Origin of the sequence: Pseudomonas sp. DWP2-2, assembly GCF_049897065.1 — a bacterium.
GTDB lineage: Bacteria > Pseudomonadota > Gammaproteobacteria > Pseudomonadales > Pseudomonadaceae > Aquipseudomonas > Aquipseudomonas paracarnis.
On sequence record NZ_JAFCVN010000004.1, the window covers coordinates 340,688 to 356,310 of the forward strand.

Consider the following 15,623-nt stretch of genomic DNA (forward strand, 5'->3'; position numbering starts at 1 on the left):
CCAGGACCGTCCTGGGTGACATGGGGGCAGGAGCAAGGCCTGTGCCAATTTATAACTAACTGATTTATATCGGGTTATTATTTTAATTAAACAAAAAGTGTTCATGTTTGTGACATGTCTATACTGACATGTCGAAAATATGAACATGGATAACCGCAATGACCCAGGCGTTCAGTGTGCAAGACCTCGAATACCTCACGAACCTGGGGCCTGCCGCGCTGAACGACGGGCCCATTGCCGCGTTGGAACAGGCGTGGCGCCAATGCCTGGCTGGCCAAGTCGTGCGTCCCGACGGCGTACGCCAGGTCATCTGGGATTCCTGGCGACGCAGTGTCGAGGCGGGTATCGAGCCCGGTAACAGCGACTACCGCTTTGTTGCGCCTCATGCGCTGGCGGCGACCCTGGCCCACCATCGCGCCCTGATCGCCGCCGCCGCGCAGGTCATGCATGGATTGCTGGCTTACAACCCGCGGGGGCATATCAACCTCACGGATGCCGAGGGCACGACTCTGTATTTTTGCGGGCTGGACATCACCCCGGTGGGCAGTCGCTTGCTCGAATCGGTGCAAGGCACCAACTGCACCGGCTTGGCCCTGGCCGAAGATCGCCTGGTGTATGTGCTGGCTGAAGAAAATTTCGCCAGCGGCCTGCGCCAGCGCCACATGCACTGCGCCGCCGCGCCGATCAAAGATGCCCAAGGCCAGACCCTGGCCATGCTCACCCTGACCGCCGAGCCCGGCTGGTTTCATTTCCATACCCTGGGCACCGTTCAAGCGGCGGCCGAGGCGGTGTCGCGGCAGATGGCGCTGCAGGTGTTGCTGGAAGAGCAACAGGCCGTACTCGAAGTGCTCAACGAAGGCTTGGTGGTGCTCGATGAGCGTGGCTGCATCAAGGCACTCAACCGTTATGCGCGGCAACTGTTCGGGGTGGGGCGCGAGTTGATCGGCAGTCCTTTCCAGCGTTTGGGCCGCAGCGAATTGAGCGACGCGCTGGGTGAGCCTGTGCGCGACCGCGATTGCACCTTCTACTTGCACGACGGCAGCCAACTCGCCTGCCTGGTTTCGGTATGCCCACTGGAGCAGGGTGGGGTGATTGTGTCGGTGCGCGAAAACCGCCGTATCCGCGAGATTACCCGGCGCATTATCGGCACCCAGGCCCGCTATACCTTCGAGACCATCCTGGGCACCTCGCGGGCCATACAAGACGCACTGCACTTGGGGCGTATCGCCAGTCGCAGCGAGTCCACCACCTTGATCCTCGGCGAAAGCGGCACCGGCAAGGAACTGTTTGCCCAGGCCATTCATAACGGCAGCGAGCGTTGCAACGGCCCGTTTGTGGCGGTCAACTGCGGCGCGATCCCACGGGACCTGGTGCAGAGCGAACTGTTCGGCCACGTCGAAGGCGCGTTCACCGGCTCGGCGCGGGGTGGGGCGGCAGGCAAGTTCGAACTGGCGGATGGCGGCACCATCTTCCTGGATGAAATCGGCGACATGTCCTTCGATGCCCAGGTCAGTCTGCTACGGGTTTTGCAGGAGGGTGAAATCACCCGCGTCGGGGCCAAGCAATCGCGGCAAGTCGACGTGCGCATCATCGCCGCCACCCATCGCAACCTGAGCCAGGCGGTGGCCGAGGGTGCGTTTCGTGAAGACCTTTACTACCGACTCAACGTGCTGAACCTGAGCGTGCCGCCACTGCGCATGCGCCGTGACGATATCCCATTGCTGGCGCGGCACTTCCTGCAGCGCTGTGCCCGCTCGCTACGTAAAGCGGTGCAAGGTTTCGCGCCGGATGCGTTGGCGTTGCTGTCAGCCCATGGCTGGCCGGGCAACGTGCGTGAACTGGAGAACGTCATTGAGCGGGCGACCAACCTGGCGATGGGCGAGCTGATTCAACCGACCGACTTGCCGCTGGAAACCCCGCAACGCACCACGTTGCGCGCCTACCAGCCCCAGCCCGCGCAGGATTTGAGCAGCCATGAAATGCACGCCATCGTCGCCGCGCTCACCAGCACCCGCGGCAACATTCGTCTGGCCGCACAGCAACTGGATGTGTCGCGGGGCGGTCTGTACAACAAGATGAGTCGGTTTGGCTTGAGCGCCGCCGATTTCCGTGAGTGCTGAAACCTCAAGCCAAACCGATCAGCTGCACAGGTTTTCCGGGGTCACTATCTGCGGCGGTATATGCACGCGGTGCCTCAATGGGTCAAACCCCTCATCACTCTGCAAGCGCACCAGCAACTCCACCAGCGCCACGGCCGTCTGCCGTGGCTGCGAGTCCATCACCACATCAATCAAGCCGTTGCTCAATGCCTGACGCGACAAGGGCGTGGACTCTTGCAGGATGCAGCACAGCGTCGGGCGCTTGGGCAGTTGCGCCAGGGCGTTGATCACACCGTCGCCACCACCGCCCACCACGCATAACCCACGCAAATCGGTATGGCGGCTGAGCAGGTCGAGCGTGGCTTCTTCGGTGATGTCGCAGTTGTCCAGGTTGATCAGCGGCTCCAACGGCTTGAGCCCCGGCGCGTGTTCGGCCAGGTAGCTGTGCAAGCCCTCGACCCGGGCCTGATGCCCGAGAAAACGATGGCCGCCCAACAGGATGCCCACGCTGCCTTTGCGTGCGCCGCAAGTGCGCGCCAACAGCCAGCCCATGGTGCGCCCGACCACGTGGTTGTCCTGGCCCACATAGGGTTCGGCGGCGTGTTCATGGATGTCCGAGAGCAGGGCCACCACCGGCACGCCCGCTGTGCGGATCTGCGCCAGGCAGGCGTTGATCAACGGATGGGCGAAGCTGACTACCGCGAGGGCGTCGCACTGCACGGCCAGTTGTTCGATTTGCGCGACGATGGCGGAGGGCGTGCGGTCGTTGATGTAGTCGAACTGGCAGCTCAGGTTGGCGGTGGCGTGATGCTGCGCTGCCTCGCTGATGGCGTGGGCCAACTGCGCATAAAAGGCTTGGGCTGTGCCCAGCAACAGCACGCCGAAACGGTAGGTGGGCCGACGTTCGCGAATGCGCTGGCCGATCAACCGTGCGGCGAAATAGCCCACCGCTTCGGCGGCCTGGAACACCTGTTCGGCCGTGCCGGGGTTGACCGGCGCGCGGGCGTTCAGCACGCGGTCGACGGTGGCTACGCTGAGCCCCGCATGGGCGGCAACGGTGGCGATGGTTGGGCGTTTGTTGTTGTGCATGGCAGGCCCCTTGAGCGTCTTGATAGAAAACTATCAAGCCCCGCTGGGCCTGGATGATAGCTTGATAGGGAATGGATTCAAGGCCTTGAGGGTGATTTAACCGCGCTCTATCGTGGGTTTCGCAAAGCCCCTGAAACCCACGCTTGCGGAGAACAATAACAATGCCTGGACACACCGCTCACCGCGCTCGGCGCGACTACAGCCTCACCGGCCCCGAAGCGGCCCGCGCCGCCGACAAGGGCCTGGTCTCGGCCCGTTGGTACCAGTCGCCCATCCCGCGCAATCGCATGAAAGCCCTGATGCAACGCCGTGACGGCCCGGCCTTGCGCGACACCGCCCTGTGGTTCTCGACGTTGCTGGCCACCGGTGTCGGCGGCTACTGGTTCTGGGGCACTTGGGCCTGCGTGCCATTCTTTATCGCCTACGGTGTGCTCTACGGTACGGCCTCCAACCCGCGCTGGCACGAAACCGGCCACGGAACCGCCTTCAAGACCCGCTGGATGAACGATGCGCTGTATCAGGTGGCGAGCTTCATGTGCCTCTTCGAACCCCACGTGTGGCGCTGGAGCCATGCTCGTCATCACACCGACACCATCGTCGTCGGCCGTGACCCGGAGATCGTCGAACCGCGCCCGCCAAGCTTATGGATGATGGCCCTCAGCCTGTTCAACCTGCCTCTGGCCTGGAAGACTTTCAGCGGCGTGGCCCGCCATGCGCTCGGGCGAATGAGCGCCCAGGAGCAGGACTTCATCCCCGAATCAGAGTGGCCCAAGGTGTACCGAGATGCACGTATCTGGGTCGGCCTCTACGCCCTGATCATCGGCACCGCGCTGTACCTGCACAGCTGGTTGCCGCTGATGCTGGTGGGCCTGCCCAGCCTCTATGGCGCCTGGCTCGGTTACCTGTTTGGAATCAGCCAACACGTGGGCCTGGCCGAAGATGTGCTCGACCACCGCAGTAACTGCCGCACCATCTACATGAACCGCGTGCTGCGCTTTATCTACATGAACATGAACTACCACCTCGAACACCACATGTACCCGATGGTGCCTTACCACGCGCTCAGTCAACTGCACGAAGAGATCCGCAGCGACTGCCCGCCGCCGTATGCCAACTTGTGGCAGGCCTACCAGGAAATCATTCCGACGATCTGGCGCCAGCGCAGCGACCCCGGCTATTTCGTCCAACGCCCCACCCGTGGCGAGGGAGCTTGCTCCCGCTGGGCTGCGCAGCAGCCCCAATAACCCTTCAGACCTACACCGTACAGACGAATCCAGGGCCGCTTCGCAGCCCAGCGCGAGCAAGCTCCCCCCACAGAGTAAGAGCCAGTCATTGGAGATAAATGTATGAACGATCAATGGATCGACGTCTGCGCCGTGGGCGAAATAGAAGCAGAAGACGTGCTGCGCTTCGACCACGGCGCGCAGACCTACGCGGTGTTCCGTTCAGCCGATAACGAATTCTTCGCCACCGCCGGCCTGTGCACCCACGAGAAAATCCACCTGGCCGACGGCCTGGTGATGGACCATGTGATCGAGTGCCCCAAGCACAACGGGCGCTTTGATTACCGCTCCGGCAAGGCCTTGGGCGCGCCGGTGTGCGTCAACCTCAAGACCTACCCCGTGCGGGTGGATGCGGGGCGGGTGCTGCTCGCCGTCACGGCCGAAGGATGAACGCCCCCCTGATCATCGTCGGCGCCGGCCATGCTGGTGGCCGTGCGGCACTGACCCTGCGTGAAGAAGGCTACAGCGGGCGCCTGATCCTGATCGGCGATGAAGCGCATCTGCCCTACGAACGGCCACCGTTGTCCAAGGGCTTGCTGCAAGGTTCGAGCGACCTGGCGCAATGCAGCCTGTGCGACAGCCAGCAGTTGGCGGTGCTCGGGGTCGAGCATATCGCCGCCAACCCGGTCAGCCGCCTGGAGCCCCAGCACCACCGGCTGCAATTGGCCGATGGCCAATGGTTGACCTATGCCGGCCTGCTGCTGGCCACCGGAGGCCGGGCGCGACGCTTACCCCAGGAGCAGGCCAACGTGTTTTACCTGCGCACCCATGACGACGCGTTGGTCTTGCGCAATGAATTAAAGCCTGGCGCCAGGCTGGTGGTGGTCGGCGGTGGTTTTATCGGCTTGGAGGTGGCGGCGACCGCACGGGGCCTGGGCTGCGAGGTGACGCTACTGGAAGCCGGGCCACGGCTGGCAGGGCGGGTTTTGCCGTCGGTGATCAGTGACGCGTTGCTGGCCTTGCACCGTGAGCAGGGTGTGGATGTGCGTTTGAACGTCGCGCTGGAGTGCATCCACGCCGACGCCGTGCAACTGGTCGACGGGCAACGGCTGCCCTGCGACCTAGTGGTGGTCGGCATTGGCATGCAGCCTAACATCGAGTTGGCCGCGGCGGCGGGCTTGGAAGTCGGGCAGGGCATTCGTGTCGACGCGCAGTTGCGCACCAGTGCGGCGGATATCTACGCGGCGGGGGATGTGTGCGAGTTTCGCCTGGCGGGCCTTTATCAGCGCCAGGAAACCTGGCGCAACGCCGAAGCCCAGGGCCGTCTCGCGGCGTTGAACCTGCTAGGGCAGGAGTTGGCGTTCGAGACGATCCCGGGTTTCTGGTCCGATCAATACGCGTGGGGCTTGCACACCGTCGGGGTGATGACGGCGCTGATGGTTCGCCGGGAATTGCCAGACGGCGGCCAGCTGCTGTTCTACCTGGACGGCCATCACCGTTTGCAGGGCGCCTGCAGTTGGGCCTTGGGTAACCGCGCAGCCAAGGACATCAAGCTGTGCGAGCACTTGATTACTGCCCGAATCCCGCTCAACCCGGCCAGCCTGGCCGACCCTGAGGTATCCCTGAAGCTGTTATTGCGAGGCTGACCATGCACCAGTTGTTAGTATTCCAATCGATGTGGGCCATGCAAACCGAGCCCGGCAGCCTCGAAGCGCAACTGGACCGCATCGCCGCCGCCGGTTATGACGGCATCACCGACCATTACTGGGCACCTGCATCGGTGCAGCGCCTGCACGCGGCGGCCACGGCCAGGGGCTTGCAGATTGAAGGGCAACTGTTCCCGCAATCGGTGGAAGATCTAGCCAGGGCATTGGAGGTGATCAGCCGTCACGGCTGTCACCACCTCACCTTGCAAGCCGACGTGCGCCCGCGTACCCAGGCCGAGGCGGCCAGGCTGATCGACGGCTGGCAACGCCTGGCCGAACAGGTGGACTTCCCGATCCTGCTGGAAACCCACCGTTACCGGCTCACCAACGACCTATTGTTCACCCTCGACCTGCTGGCACAGATGCCCGATCTGAAACTGCTCGCAGACCTTTCCCACTACGTGGTTGGCCGCGAGTTGCCCGAGCCCGGCAGTGTGGAAGACGACGAACAGATACGCACCATCCTGCGTCACAGCTGGGGCTTTCATGGCCGCATTGCTAGCAGCGAACAGGTGCAGGTTTGTCTGGATTTTCCCCAGCACCAACAGTGGGTCGAGCGGTTTACCGGCTGGTGGCGCTACGGGATCGAACACTGGCTGGGCCGCGCTGACAGTCCGCAGAGCTTGTCCTTCACTTGCGAGTTGGGCCCGCCACCCTATGCGATTACCGACGCACAGGGCCGCGAACTCACCGATCGCTGGGCCGAGGCGCTCAAGCTCAAAGCCCTGATTCGCCTGGTGTGGGCCAGTTGCCATCGATGATCTGCTAATCTGCGCGGGTTCACCGCCCTCAGCCTGTGGAATGCCCATGAAAACCTGCCCCGTCCGTCCCCCGCTCGAACCACAATCGGTGTGCCACCCGATCACCAGCAGCGCGATCTTCATGGTCGCCACCCTGGCGCCCGATGCGGTTGAAAACGTGCGGGCCTGGTGCGCCGACATCGCAGGCCTGGTGCGCTCGGTAGGCAAGCGCGTGCCCTCGGGCAACCTGACTTGCGTTTGCGGGTTTGGCTCGGATGCCTGGGACCGCCTGTTCGGCGCGCCGCGCCCGGCGGCCTTGCATCCGTTTCGCGAGTTCGGTGTGCAAGGGCGCAAGGCAGTGTCGACCCCCGGCGACATCCTGCTGCACATCCGTGCCGAGCAGATGGACCTGTGTTTCGAGCTGGCGACCCAGCTGATGGCGGCCCTGGGTGATAGCGTGAAGGTGGTCGATGAGGTCCAGGGCTTTCGCTACTTCGATATGCGCAGCATCATCGGTTTCGTCGACGGCACCGAGAACCCGGTGGGGCGCAAGGCCGAGGCGTTTACCCTGGTGGGCGATGAAGACCCTGAGTTCGAAGGCGGCAGCTATGTGCTGGTGCAGAAATACCTGCACAACATGACCGCGTGGAATGGCTTGACGGTGGAGGCTCAAGAGAAGGTGATCGGGCGCACCAAATTATCGGACATCGAACTGGACGAAGACGCCAAGCCGAGCAACTCCCACAGCGCCCTGACAGTGATCACTGACCAGGACGGTGAAGAAGTGAAGATCCTGCGCGACAACATGCCCTTCGGCCGCCCAGGCGCGGGCGAATTCGGCACTTATTTCATCGGCTACGCACGCTCGCCTCAGCCTCTGGAACAGATGCTGGAAAACATGTTCGTCGGCCGCCCGGCCGGCAATTACGACCGCTTGCTCGACTTCAGCACGGCGGTGACCGGCGGCCTGTTCTTCGTGCCCTCGGCCGACTTGCTCGAAGCACTGGCCGACCGCCAATAACCTGTAGGAGCGAGCTTGCTCGCGAAAAAACCAAGGCCACCGCGAACATACAGAATGCCCGCGTTATCGTTGACGTTTTTCGCGAGCAAGCTCGCTCCTACAAGCGTCAGGTAAGCAGGCCGGTGCTGACGGCCACGATCAAAAACACCCCCAGCAGCGCACGGTAGATCACGAACGGCCAGGTGGAGAACCGTTCCAGAAACTTCATCAGGCCCCAGATCGCGAAGAACGCCGAGACGCTGGCCACCACCAGCCCGAACATCAAATGGGGCCAGGCGTGGGCGGGCAGGTCGGCGTGCAGCAATACCCACAGCTCTTTCAAACCGGCCAGGGCGATGGCCGGCAGGCCCAGCAGGAAGGAAAACCGCGCCGCTTCTTCGCGTTTGAAATTCAGGAACAGCGCCGCGGTCAACGTGGAGCCCGAACGCGATACGCCCGGTATCAACGCGCCAATCTGCGCAACTCCCACAATCAAGGCATCGCGCAGGCGCATTTGGCTCACGTCGCGTGTATGCCGGGCACGCAGTTCGGCCACTGCCAGCAGCACCGCCATCACCACGCAGGAAATGCCGATCACCATCAGCCCGCGCAAGGGTGAGTTGCAGGCATTCAAGGTCGACGACAACGCCAGCCCGGCAATGCCAATCGGTACGGTTGCCAGCACAATCGCCACGGCGAGCTTGAACCAGCGGTCGTTGTAGTCGCCCCGGCGCACCGCACTGATGCTGCCGGTGGTGACCTGACGCACATCGCGCCAGAAATAGCTGACTACCGCCGCCAGCGCCGCCAATTGCATGGCCGCGGAAAACGCCGAGCCGGGGTCTTGCCAGCCGAGCAGGGCGGGCACAACGCGCATATGGGCGGTGGACGACACCGGCAGCAATTCAGTAATGCCCTGGATCACCCCAAGGATGAAGATTTGCAGGTAATCCAGGGAGGCAAAGCCCAGATCCAGGCCGGCGGTACAGACGTTGGTCAAAATACGTGTCCTTGAGCAATAGGGGGAAACCGGCGAAGTTTATTCTAAATGTTTCAGGATTTCGGCCAGGGCAACCGCTATTTGCAATCGGTTCAGCTAATAGAAAGGATTCGGCAGGCCATTGGCGTGGGCAGCACTTTTGTGAACAATGGCGCCCTGCGTTTTTCCACCGAGAGCCCCATGCCTGAAACCACCGTCGAATTGATCCAGACCGGCCCTGAAGAAGCTGAACTGATCCGCAATCTTTACCAGTACTACGCCTATGAGTCTTCGGACTGGGAACAGGAAGATGTCGAGGCCGATGGGCGTTACTACATCCATGACGAACACCTGGCCCGCTACTGGAGCGACCCGCAATGGAGCGCCAACCTGTTGCTGGTAGACGGCTATATCGCCGGTTTCCTGTTGATCGAAAGCAGCGAACTGCCGGGCATCGACGCCCTGGAACTGGCTGACCTGTTCATCCTCAAGCGCTACCGCCGCAAAGGCATCGGCCGTGCCATTGCCAGCCAGGTGCTGTGCAGCGGCGCGGCCAATTGGTTGGTGCGTTTCTATGATCAGGACGAGGTGTCCCAGGCGTTCTGGCGCACCGTGCTGGATAACTTGCCGCGTCCGGTGCAGATGATTGAACTGGAGGATGATCCGCAGTTGGTGAGTTACCTGATTACCCGGGCTTCGTTGCATTGAGGGGCTGGGGCTTTCTCTCGATGAGCATCGATATCCTGCGGTAACCACGATGCGAAGCGAGCCGCTCTTGATCTTGCTCTTGATCTGCTTTTGATCTTGATCTTAAGCGCCCCGTCAAACCACGCTGGCCGAACGCAGGCTTGAATTCGTGGGTAACCCGGCAGGACGCCGGGTTAGCCGCCCCGCGCCATGGATGGCGCGTGGCGGCGGCCCACGGATTCAAGCCTGTGTTCGGGCACACCGAGCCTAGGCGAGGTGCCGAGTGGTGGGGCAAGAGCCCTTTTGGTTACTTTTGGGGCTCTTTTCCAAAAGTGACCCGCTGTAAAAGCGGAACCATAAGCAGCCGTTACCCAAATAACGGATATGTACACGGTCTGATCCAAGATTCTGGTCGGCTGTCAGGCCGCCTTCGCGAGCAAGCCCGCTCCCACAGTTTGATCGCGGGGTGTCAGGTAGGTAAGTGTCGGCTGGTAGGCCGCCATCGCAGGCAAGCCAGCTCCCACATTTGGATCATGGCACTTCAGGTAGATAGGAGTCGGCTGTCAGGCCGTCACGGGCCTAGCCCGGGTTGAACAGCACCTGCTGCATCGCCTGGGGCGGCTGCCCGAAGGCCCTGAGGAACGCCTGGCGCATGCGCTCGCGATCACCAAACCCGGTTTCGCGCGCCACCACTTCCACCGGGTGCCGGCTGGTTTCCATCATTGCCCGCGCAGCTTCCACCCGCAGGGCCTCAATGGCCTTGGCCGGGGTCTGCCCGGTTTCTTCGCGAAACACCCGGCTGAACTGGCGTGGGCTGAGCCGGGCGACGTCGGCCAGTGCGTCCACCGACAAATCATGGGTGAGGTTTTCACGGGCATAGGCCAGGGCCAGCTGCACGCGGTCGGACTTGGGGTCCAGCTCCAACAAGGCGGACAGTTGCGACTGCTCGCTGCCACGGCGCTGGGCAATCACCAGTTTGCGTGCGATGCGACGGGCCAGGTCGCTGCCCAGGTCGTCCTCCACCATCGCCAGCGCCAGGTCGACCCCGGCACTCATGCCCGCACCGGTCCACACCTGGCCGTCGACAATGAACAACTTATCTTCTTCCAGGCGAATATCCGGGTAACGCTTGCGAAACGCGGGTGCGTGGATCCAGTGGGTGGTGGTGCGCTTGCCAGCCAGCAGGCCAGCCTCGGCCAGCACAAAGATACCCATGCATAACGACGCCACCCGGCGCGACTGCGCGGACGCGGCCTTGACCAGTTCCAGCAGGTTGGCTTCCGGCAGGCGAAACTCCAGGTAGCCGCTGACAATCAAGGTGTCATAGCCCTCTGGGCGCAGCGCGCTGGTGTTCACCGAAAAGCCCTGGGAGGTCATCACGGCGCCGCCGCTTTCCGACACCAGGTGAAACTCATAGGCCGGCTCGCCGCGCAGCAGGTTGGCACACTCGAACACCGAGCCCAGGCTGAGGCTCAACGACTGGAAATTCGGGTAAACCATCAGCGCAACGCTGTGCATTGCATCTCTCCAAGGGGCAGGGGAGAGGCGATTGTCGGCGTGTGCCGGGCAAACGGCAACCGACTTTCGTGCGTGTCCGGAATCCTTGCGGATATGACATTGTGAGCCAATGCCGCGCTGCCTAACATGAGCCCAACGCACTAGACGACTGGTCTAATCGCAGAGGGGCAAGCATGAGCAACGCAAGCAGCAGTGCGCGGCAAGCGATTCTTGAACGGGCGCAATCCATTGTCGGGGCCAAGGGGTTTTCGGCGGTGGGCTTGAACGAGATCCTTCAAGCGGCGCAAGTGCCCAAGGGCTCGTTTTATCACTACTTCAACTCCAAAGATGCCTTTGGCGTGGTGTTACTCGATACCTATTTCGACCACTACGTCGAGGGCATGCAGCAGCTGTTCGATCAGCCGGGATTGACCCACCACGCCAAGCTGATGCGTTATTGGCAAGGCTGGATCGACAACCACACCGGCTGCACCGACGCCGGCAAATGCCTGGCCGTGAAGCTTGGGGCGGAGGTCTCCGATCTGTCAGAACCCATGCGGCTGGCGCTGCAACGCGGTACTTCGCGCACCATCGACTTGCTTGCCGTGGCCCTTCAACGCGGCGTCGAAGACGGCTCGCTCAGGTTCGAGCAGGCCCCCGAAAGCCTGGCCAGGCGTTTGTATGCGCTATGGTTGGGAACCAGCGTCATGGGCAAGATCACCCGTACCACCGCGCCGTTCACCGAGGCGCTGCTGCTGACCCAACAGTTGTTGGGCAGCCCTGAAAACCCTGTTATTCACATCGATCGAGGCACTGGAAAATGAAAGTATTAATGGTACTGACCTCTCACGACCAGCTTGGCGATACCGGGCGCAAGACCGGCTTCTGGCTCGAAGAATTCGCCGCACCTTATTACGCGTTCAAGGACGCTGGCGCCGAAGTGGTGCTGGCTTCTCCGGCCGGCGGCCAGCCGCCGTTGGACCCCAAGAGCGATGAACCGGATGCGCAAACCGAGCAGACCGAGCGCTTCGGCAAAGACCCGGCTGCGCAGCAAGCCCTGGCGACCACCGTGAAGCTGGACTCGGTCAATGCCGCCGACTTCGACACCGTGTTCTACCCAGGCGGCCACGGTCCGCTGTGGGACCTGGCGGAGTCGCCGGTGTCCATCGCGCTGATCGAAGCTTTCGAGCGGGCCGGCAAGCCCGTTGGCTTTGTGTGCCATGCACCGGGTGCCTTGCGTCACGTCAAGGCAGTTAACGGTGAGCCGTTGATCAAGGGCCGCCGCGTCACCGGGTTCTCCAATTCGGAAGAGGCCGCTGTGCAGTTGACCGAGGTCGTGCCGTTCCTGATTGAAGATGAATTCCGTAAATTGGGCGGCCTGTATGAGAAGGGCGCCGACTGGCAATCCTTCGTCATTGTCGACGGTTTGCTGGTGACTGGGCAAAACCCAGGCAGCTCCAGCGAAGTGGCCAAGGCCCTGCTGACACTCTGCGCTTAAATTAATCAACCGATCTACGCGGTGGCGACTCCCAGGAGTCGCCACGGTTTTCGTTCGTCCTGAATTTGGAATATCGCCGTGCCTGACTGCATCTTGAACACCCCGATCAAGCTGGGGCATCACCGCTTGAACAACCGTGTGGTACTGCCACCGCTGACCCGCCAGCGCAGCGCCCAGCCGGGTAATATCGCCACCGGCCTGATGGCCGAGTATTACCGTCAGCGGGCCAGTGCCGGGTTCATGGTCAGCGAGGGTACGCAGATCGAACCTCGGGGCCAGGGCTACGCCTGGACGCCCGGCATTCATACACCGGCGCAAATCGAGGGTTGGCGCAAAGTCACTGCAGCGGTGCATGCCGAGGGTGGTGTAATCTTCGCCCAGCTATGGCACGTGGGGCGGGTGTCCCATAACGCGCTGCAACCTGACGGTGGAGCCCCGGTGGGCCCGTCTGCGCTGCCGGCGTTGCAAGCCAAAGCCTTCATTGAAACCGGGCCGGGTAGGGGGGAACTGGTGCAGCCACCCGTCCCGCGTGCCTTGACCACGCTGGAAATCGAAGAGCTGGTCGGGCACTACGCCCAGGCTGCGCGCAATGCCCTGGACGCCGGGTTCGACGGCGTGGAAATTCACGCGGCCAACGGCTACCTCGTTAACCAGTTCATCTCGGCCCATTCCAACCTCCGTGAGGATGAGTACGGCGGCTCGCTGGACAATCGCCTGCGCTTGCTGCGCGAGATTGTCGAAGCGGTGTGCAAAGTGGTGGGGCCGGAACGCCTGGGCGTGCGCTTTTCGCCGCTGTTCAGTGGCACCGATCAGGACCGGGTCTACATCGGCCTGGTGGAAGAAGACCCGCACCTTACCTATATCGAAGCGATCAAAGTGCTGGAAGCGTCGGGCCTCGCCTATGTGTCCATTGCCGAGGCCGACTGGGACAACGCCCCCGACCTGCCCGACACATTTCGCCAGGCCGTGCGCGCCACCTTCAGCGGCAGGATCATCTACGCCGGGCGCTACACCGCCGAGCGCGGCACACGGCTGGTAGAGGCCGGGTTGGCGGACTTGATCGCCTTTGGACGGCCCTTCATTGCCAACCCGGACTTGCCCCAGCGGCTGTTCAATGGCTGGCCGTTGAATGCGTTGAAGGCCGAAGGCTTGTATGGCGGGACACAGGCGGGGTATGTGGATTATCCGGTGTATGCCCAACAGCCGTGATAGCCCATGATGGCCTGTGTTTTATCCAGGGTGGGAGGAGGCTTGCCCTAACGCCGGTCAGTTAAACGAACGCTATGCTCGAAGTAATGAAGATCAAATGTGGGAGCTGGCTTGCCTGCGAAAGCGGTCGTGCAGTAACAGATACAGTGACTGACACACCACCTTCGCGGGCAAGTCGAATCGCCTCACTCCACCCGCAACACAATCTTGCCGATATGATCCCCACCTTCCATCCGCGCATGGGCCTGGGCGGCGTCGGTGTAGGCGTAGACCTGGTCGATAATCGGCAGGCAGCGCCCGGCACTGAGTACCGGCCACACGTGTTCGCGCAGTTGCTGGGCAATCTCGGCCTTTTCTTCCCGCGTGCGGGCCCGCAGCAGCGAGCCGGTGATCACCGCGCGTTTGCCGAGGATGGTCAGCAGGTCAACGTCGTTGGCCTTGGCGCCACCGAGGAAACCGAGGATCACCAGGTGGCCGTCCATGCCCAGGGCCTTGAGGTTATTGTTCAGGTACGAGGCGCCCATGATGTCGAGGATCACGTTGACGCCTTTGCCATCGGTCTGTTTGGCGATGACCTCGGCAAATGCCTGTTCGCGGTAGTTGATCGGCTCGGCACCGAGCTTGGCAATCGCCGCGCATTTGTCGGCGCTGCCCGCCGTGGCGAATGCCTGGATGCCGAACTCCTGGCAAAGCATCAACGCGGTGGTGCCGATGCCGCTGGTGCCGCCGTGGATCAAGGCGCGCTGGCCTTTGCGGGCACCGCCGAGACCGAACAGGTTGGCCCAGACCGTAAAGAACGTTTCCGGCACGGCAGCGGCCTGAATCCAGTCCATGCCTGCGGGGATCGGCAGCGCCTGGCTGGCCGGCACCGCGCAATACTGCGCATAGCCGCCGCCATTGGTCAGGGCGCAAACCTTGTCGCCCAGGCTGTATTCGTTCACGCCAGTGCCCAGCGCCACCACTTCACCGGCCACTTCCAACCCCGGAATCGGGCTCATGCCGGGCTTCATCGGGTATTTACCCGCGCGCTGCAAGGCGTCTGGGCGGTTGACCCCGGCGGCGTGCACGCGAATCAGAATCTCGCCCGGCCCGGCCACTGGCACGTCGGCGCTGCGCGGCTGCAAGACCTCGGGCCCGCCAGGGGTGGTGATTTCGATCAGGTTCATTTCTTGTGGAAGCGTCATGGAAAAGTTCCTGTAGCGATGAGCGTATGGGTTGGGACCGTAGCGCGGGGTCGGCAGTTCAGCAAGATCATGCCGGGTTCTTCGGGCAATGCAAACGCAGGCTTTCAGCACAAGCCTGCAAGTGCGTCGGCGTGGCTTCGGACACACTGGCTGCCGCTCATTTTTGACGGACACAGGTGGCGTATGAACGAAGCGAGAAATCAGGATATCGGGTTGTTGTTCCTGCGGGTCAGCGGGGCGTTGTTCCTGCTGTGGGTGCATGGGTTGCCCAAGTTGCTCCACTACAGCGAGCAATTGAAGCTGATCGAGGACCCGTTTCACTTGGGCGCCCATGTCACGTTGCTGCTGGCGATCTTTGCCGAGGTGCTGTGCCCGCTGCTGATCGTCGCGGGCGTGCTGGTGCGCCTGGCGTGCCTGCCGATCCTGGCGGTGCTGGTCATCGCGTTGCTGGTGGTGCACCCGGAGTGGACGCTGTTCGAAGGGCAGTTCGGCTGGCTGCTGTTGATCATCTTTACCAGCGTGCTGATCGCAGGGCCGGGGCGGCTGGTGCTGAGCCAGCGCTTTGCCTGAACAAAAAAGGCCGGGCTCGCCCGGCCTTCTGCCTTCTGTAGGAGCGAGCTTGCTCGCGAAAAACGCATAGGCGCCGCGTTCATTCAGCAAGCACGCGTTATCGTTGACGTTCTTCGCGAGCAAGCTCGCTCCTACAGGGGCA

Annotated in this window: 15 protein-coding genes; 11 read left to right on the forward strand and 4 right to left on the reverse strand. The window is 62.5% G+C overall.

Annotation, left to right across the window (positions count from 1 at the left end; all coding sequences use genetic code 11):
• The first annotated feature begins 158 nt into the window (after positions 1-158).
• Positions 159-2,120 (forward strand): sigma-54 interaction domain-containing protein, encoded by a 1,962-nt coding sequence (locus tag ACP7CZ_RS11920; RefSeq protein WP_294138203.1) that lies wholly within the window; start codon positions 159-161, stop codon positions 2,118-2,120.
• A gap of 18 nt (positions 2,121-2,138) precedes the next feature.
• Here the strand turns inward: ACP7CZ_RS11920 and ACP7CZ_RS11925 are convergent, their stop codons facing one another.
• Positions 2,139-3,188, reverse strand: coding sequence for a LacI family DNA-binding transcriptional regulator (locus ACP7CZ_RS11925; RefSeq protein WP_054898559.1), 1,050 nt, complete (start codon positions 3,186-3,188; stop codon positions 2,139-2,141).
• A 161-nt stretch (positions 3,189-3,349) separates the two neighbouring features.
• Between ACP7CZ_RS11925 and ACP7CZ_RS11930 the strand changes: the two genes are divergently transcribed.
• From ACP7CZ_RS11930 to ACP7CZ_RS11950, 5 genes are all read left to right on the forward strand, one after another.
• Complete coding sequence (locus ACP7CZ_RS11930) at positions 3,350-4,432, forward strand: fatty acid desaturase family protein (RefSeq protein ID WP_054898558.1); 1,083 nt, start codon at positions 3,350-3,352, stop codon at positions 4,430-4,432.
• Between the two features lie 102 nt (positions 4,433-4,534).
• Positions 4,535-4,861 carry a MocE family 2Fe-2S type ferredoxin gene (locus ACP7CZ_RS11935; RefSeq protein WP_034127287.1) on the forward strand — a complete coding sequence of 109 codons (327 nt, stop codon included), beginning with the start codon at positions 4,535-4,537 and terminating at the stop codon, positions 4,859-4,861.
• Positions 4,858-6,057 (forward strand): NAD(P)/FAD-dependent oxidoreductase, encoded by a 1,200-nt coding sequence (locus tag ACP7CZ_RS11940; RefSeq protein WP_294138204.1) that lies wholly within the window; start codon positions 4,858-4,860, stop codon positions 6,055-6,057. Before ACP7CZ_RS11935 ends, ACP7CZ_RS11940 begins: the two co-directional genes overlap by 4 nt.
• Before the next feature lie 2 nt (positions 6,058-6,059).
• Positions 6,060-6,878 carry a sugar phosphate isomerase/epimerase family protein gene (locus ACP7CZ_RS11945; protein ID WP_054898556.1) on the forward strand — a complete coding sequence of 273 codons (819 nt, stop codon included), beginning with the start codon at positions 6,060-6,062 and terminating at the stop codon, positions 6,876-6,878.
• Between the two features lie 46 nt (positions 6,879-6,924).
• Positions 6,925-7,878: a Dyp-type peroxidase gene (locus ACP7CZ_RS11950; RefSeq protein WP_054918716.1), complete on the forward strand. Its 954-nt coding sequence runs from the start codon at positions 6,925-6,927 to the stop codon at positions 7,876-7,878.
• 106 nt (positions 7,879-7,984) lie between these two features.
• Here ACP7CZ_RS11950 and ACP7CZ_RS11955 read toward each other — a convergent pair whose 3' ends face one another.
• Entirely contained in the window at positions 7,985-8,857 is an 873-nt protein-coding gene (locus ACP7CZ_RS11955; protein WP_294138205.1) for an undecaprenyl-diphosphate phosphatase, read from the reverse strand.
• Between the two features lie 48 nt (positions 8,858-8,905).
• On the opposite strand from ACP7CZ_RS11955, the gene ACP7CZ_RS11960 reads away from it, so the two are divergent.
• Positions 8,906-9,544, forward strand: coding sequence for a GNAT family N-acetyltransferase (locus ACP7CZ_RS11960; RefSeq protein ID WP_054898553.1), 639 nt, complete (start codon positions 8,906-8,908; stop codon positions 9,542-9,544).
• A 558-nt stretch (positions 9,545-10,102) separates the two neighbouring features.
• On the opposite strand, the gene ACP7CZ_RS11965 is transcribed toward ACP7CZ_RS11960, so the two are convergent.
• On the reverse strand, positions 10,103-11,041 hold the full coding sequence (locus ACP7CZ_RS11965; RefSeq protein ID WP_034127293.1) for a GlxA family transcriptional regulator: 939 nt from the start codon (positions 11,039-11,041) through the stop codon (positions 10,103-10,105).
• A gap of 173 nt (positions 11,042-11,214) precedes the next feature.
• On the opposite strand from ACP7CZ_RS11965, the gene ACP7CZ_RS11970 reads away from it, so the two are divergent.
• The 3 genes from ACP7CZ_RS11970 (at position 11,215) to ACP7CZ_RS11980 (ending at position 13,727) form a co-directional block, all read left to right on the forward strand.
• On the forward strand, positions 11,215-11,844 hold the full coding sequence (locus ACP7CZ_RS11970; RefSeq protein WP_054898552.1) for a TetR/AcrR family transcriptional regulator: 630 nt from the start codon (positions 11,215-11,217) through the stop codon (positions 11,842-11,844).
• Complete coding sequence (locus ACP7CZ_RS11975) at positions 11,841-12,518, forward strand: type 1 glutamine amidotransferase domain-containing protein (RefSeq protein WP_054898551.1); 678 nt, start codon at positions 11,841-11,843, stop codon at positions 12,516-12,518. Before ACP7CZ_RS11970 ends, ACP7CZ_RS11975 begins: the two co-directional genes overlap by 4 nt.
• Positions 12,519-12,596: 78 nt before the next feature.
• The gene (locus ACP7CZ_RS11980; protein ID WP_181124192.1) at positions 12,597-13,727 is read left to right on the forward strand and encodes an alkene reductase; all 1,131 of its coding nucleotides are present in this window, start codon (positions 12,597-12,599) and stop codon (positions 13,725-13,727) included.
• 185 nt (positions 13,728-13,912) lie between these two features.
• Here ACP7CZ_RS11980 and ACP7CZ_RS11985 read toward each other — a convergent pair whose 3' ends face one another.
• Positions 13,913-14,911 (reverse strand): NAD(P)H-quinone oxidoreductase, encoded by a 999-nt coding sequence (locus tag ACP7CZ_RS11985; protein ID WP_294164638.1) that lies wholly within the window; start codon positions 14,909-14,911, stop codon positions 13,913-13,915.
• A 183-nt stretch (positions 14,912-15,094) separates the two neighbouring features.
• On the opposite strand from ACP7CZ_RS11985, the gene ACP7CZ_RS11990 reads away from it, so the two are divergent.
• A complete protein-coding gene (locus ACP7CZ_RS11990; RefSeq protein ID WP_034127298.1) occupies positions 15,095-15,481 on the forward strand; it encodes a DoxX family protein in 387 nt (128 codons plus the stop codon).
• The last annotated feature ends 142 nt before the right edge of the window (positions 15,482-15,623 follow it).

Excerpts from the sequence above, each read along its gene's own strand:
- ACP7CZ_RS11935 (WP_034127287.1), top strand. The coding sequence starts at position 4,535 with ATGAACGATCAATGGATCGACGTCTGCGCCGTGGGCGAAATAGAAGCA.
- ACP7CZ_RS11990 (WP_034127298.1), top strand. The coding sequence starts at position 15,095 with ATGAACGAAGCGAGAAATCAGGATATCGGGTTGTTGTTCCTGCGGGTC.
- ACP7CZ_RS11965 (WP_034127293.1), bottom strand. The coding sequence starts at position 11,041 with ATGCACAGCGTTGCGCTGATGGTTTACCCGAATTTCCAGTCGTTGAGC.
- ACP7CZ_RS11925 (WP_054898559.1), bottom strand. The coding sequence starts at position 3,188 with ATGCACAACAACAAACGCCCAACCATCGCCACCGTTGCCGCCCATGCG.
- ACP7CZ_RS11930 (WP_054898558.1), top strand. The coding sequence starts at position 3,350 with ATGCCTGGACACACCGCTCACCGCGCTCGGCGCGACTACAGCCTCACC.
- ACP7CZ_RS11970 (WP_054898552.1), top strand. The coding sequence starts at position 11,215 with ATGAGCAACGCAAGCAGCAGTGCGCGGCAAGCGATTCTTGAACGGGCG.
- ACP7CZ_RS11920 (WP_294138203.1), top strand. The coding sequence starts at position 159 with ATGACCCAGGCGTTCAGTGTGCAAGACCTCGAATACCTCACGAACCTG.
- ACP7CZ_RS11945 (WP_054898556.1), top strand. The coding sequence starts at position 6,060 with ATGCACCAGTTGTTAGTATTCCAATCGATGTGGGCCATGCAAACCGAG.
- ACP7CZ_RS11985 (WP_294164638.1), bottom strand. The coding sequence starts at position 14,911 with ATGACGCTTCCACAAGAAATGAACCTGATCGAAATCACCACCCCTGGC.
- ACP7CZ_RS11940 (WP_294138204.1), top strand. The coding sequence starts at position 4,858 with ATGAACGCCCCCCTGATCATCGTCGGCGCCGGCCATGCTGGTGGCCGT.
- ACP7CZ_RS11975 (WP_054898551.1), top strand. The coding sequence starts at position 11,841 with ATGAAAGTATTAATGGTACTGACCTCTCACGACCAGCTTGGCGATACC.
- ACP7CZ_RS11950 (WP_054918716.1), top strand. The coding sequence starts at position 6,925 with ATGAAAACCTGCCCCGTCCGTCCCCCGCTCGAACCACAATCGGTGTGC.
- ACP7CZ_RS11960 (WP_054898553.1), top strand. The coding sequence starts at position 8,906 with ATGTTTCAGGATTTCGGCCAGGGCAACCGCTATTTGCAATCGGTTCAG.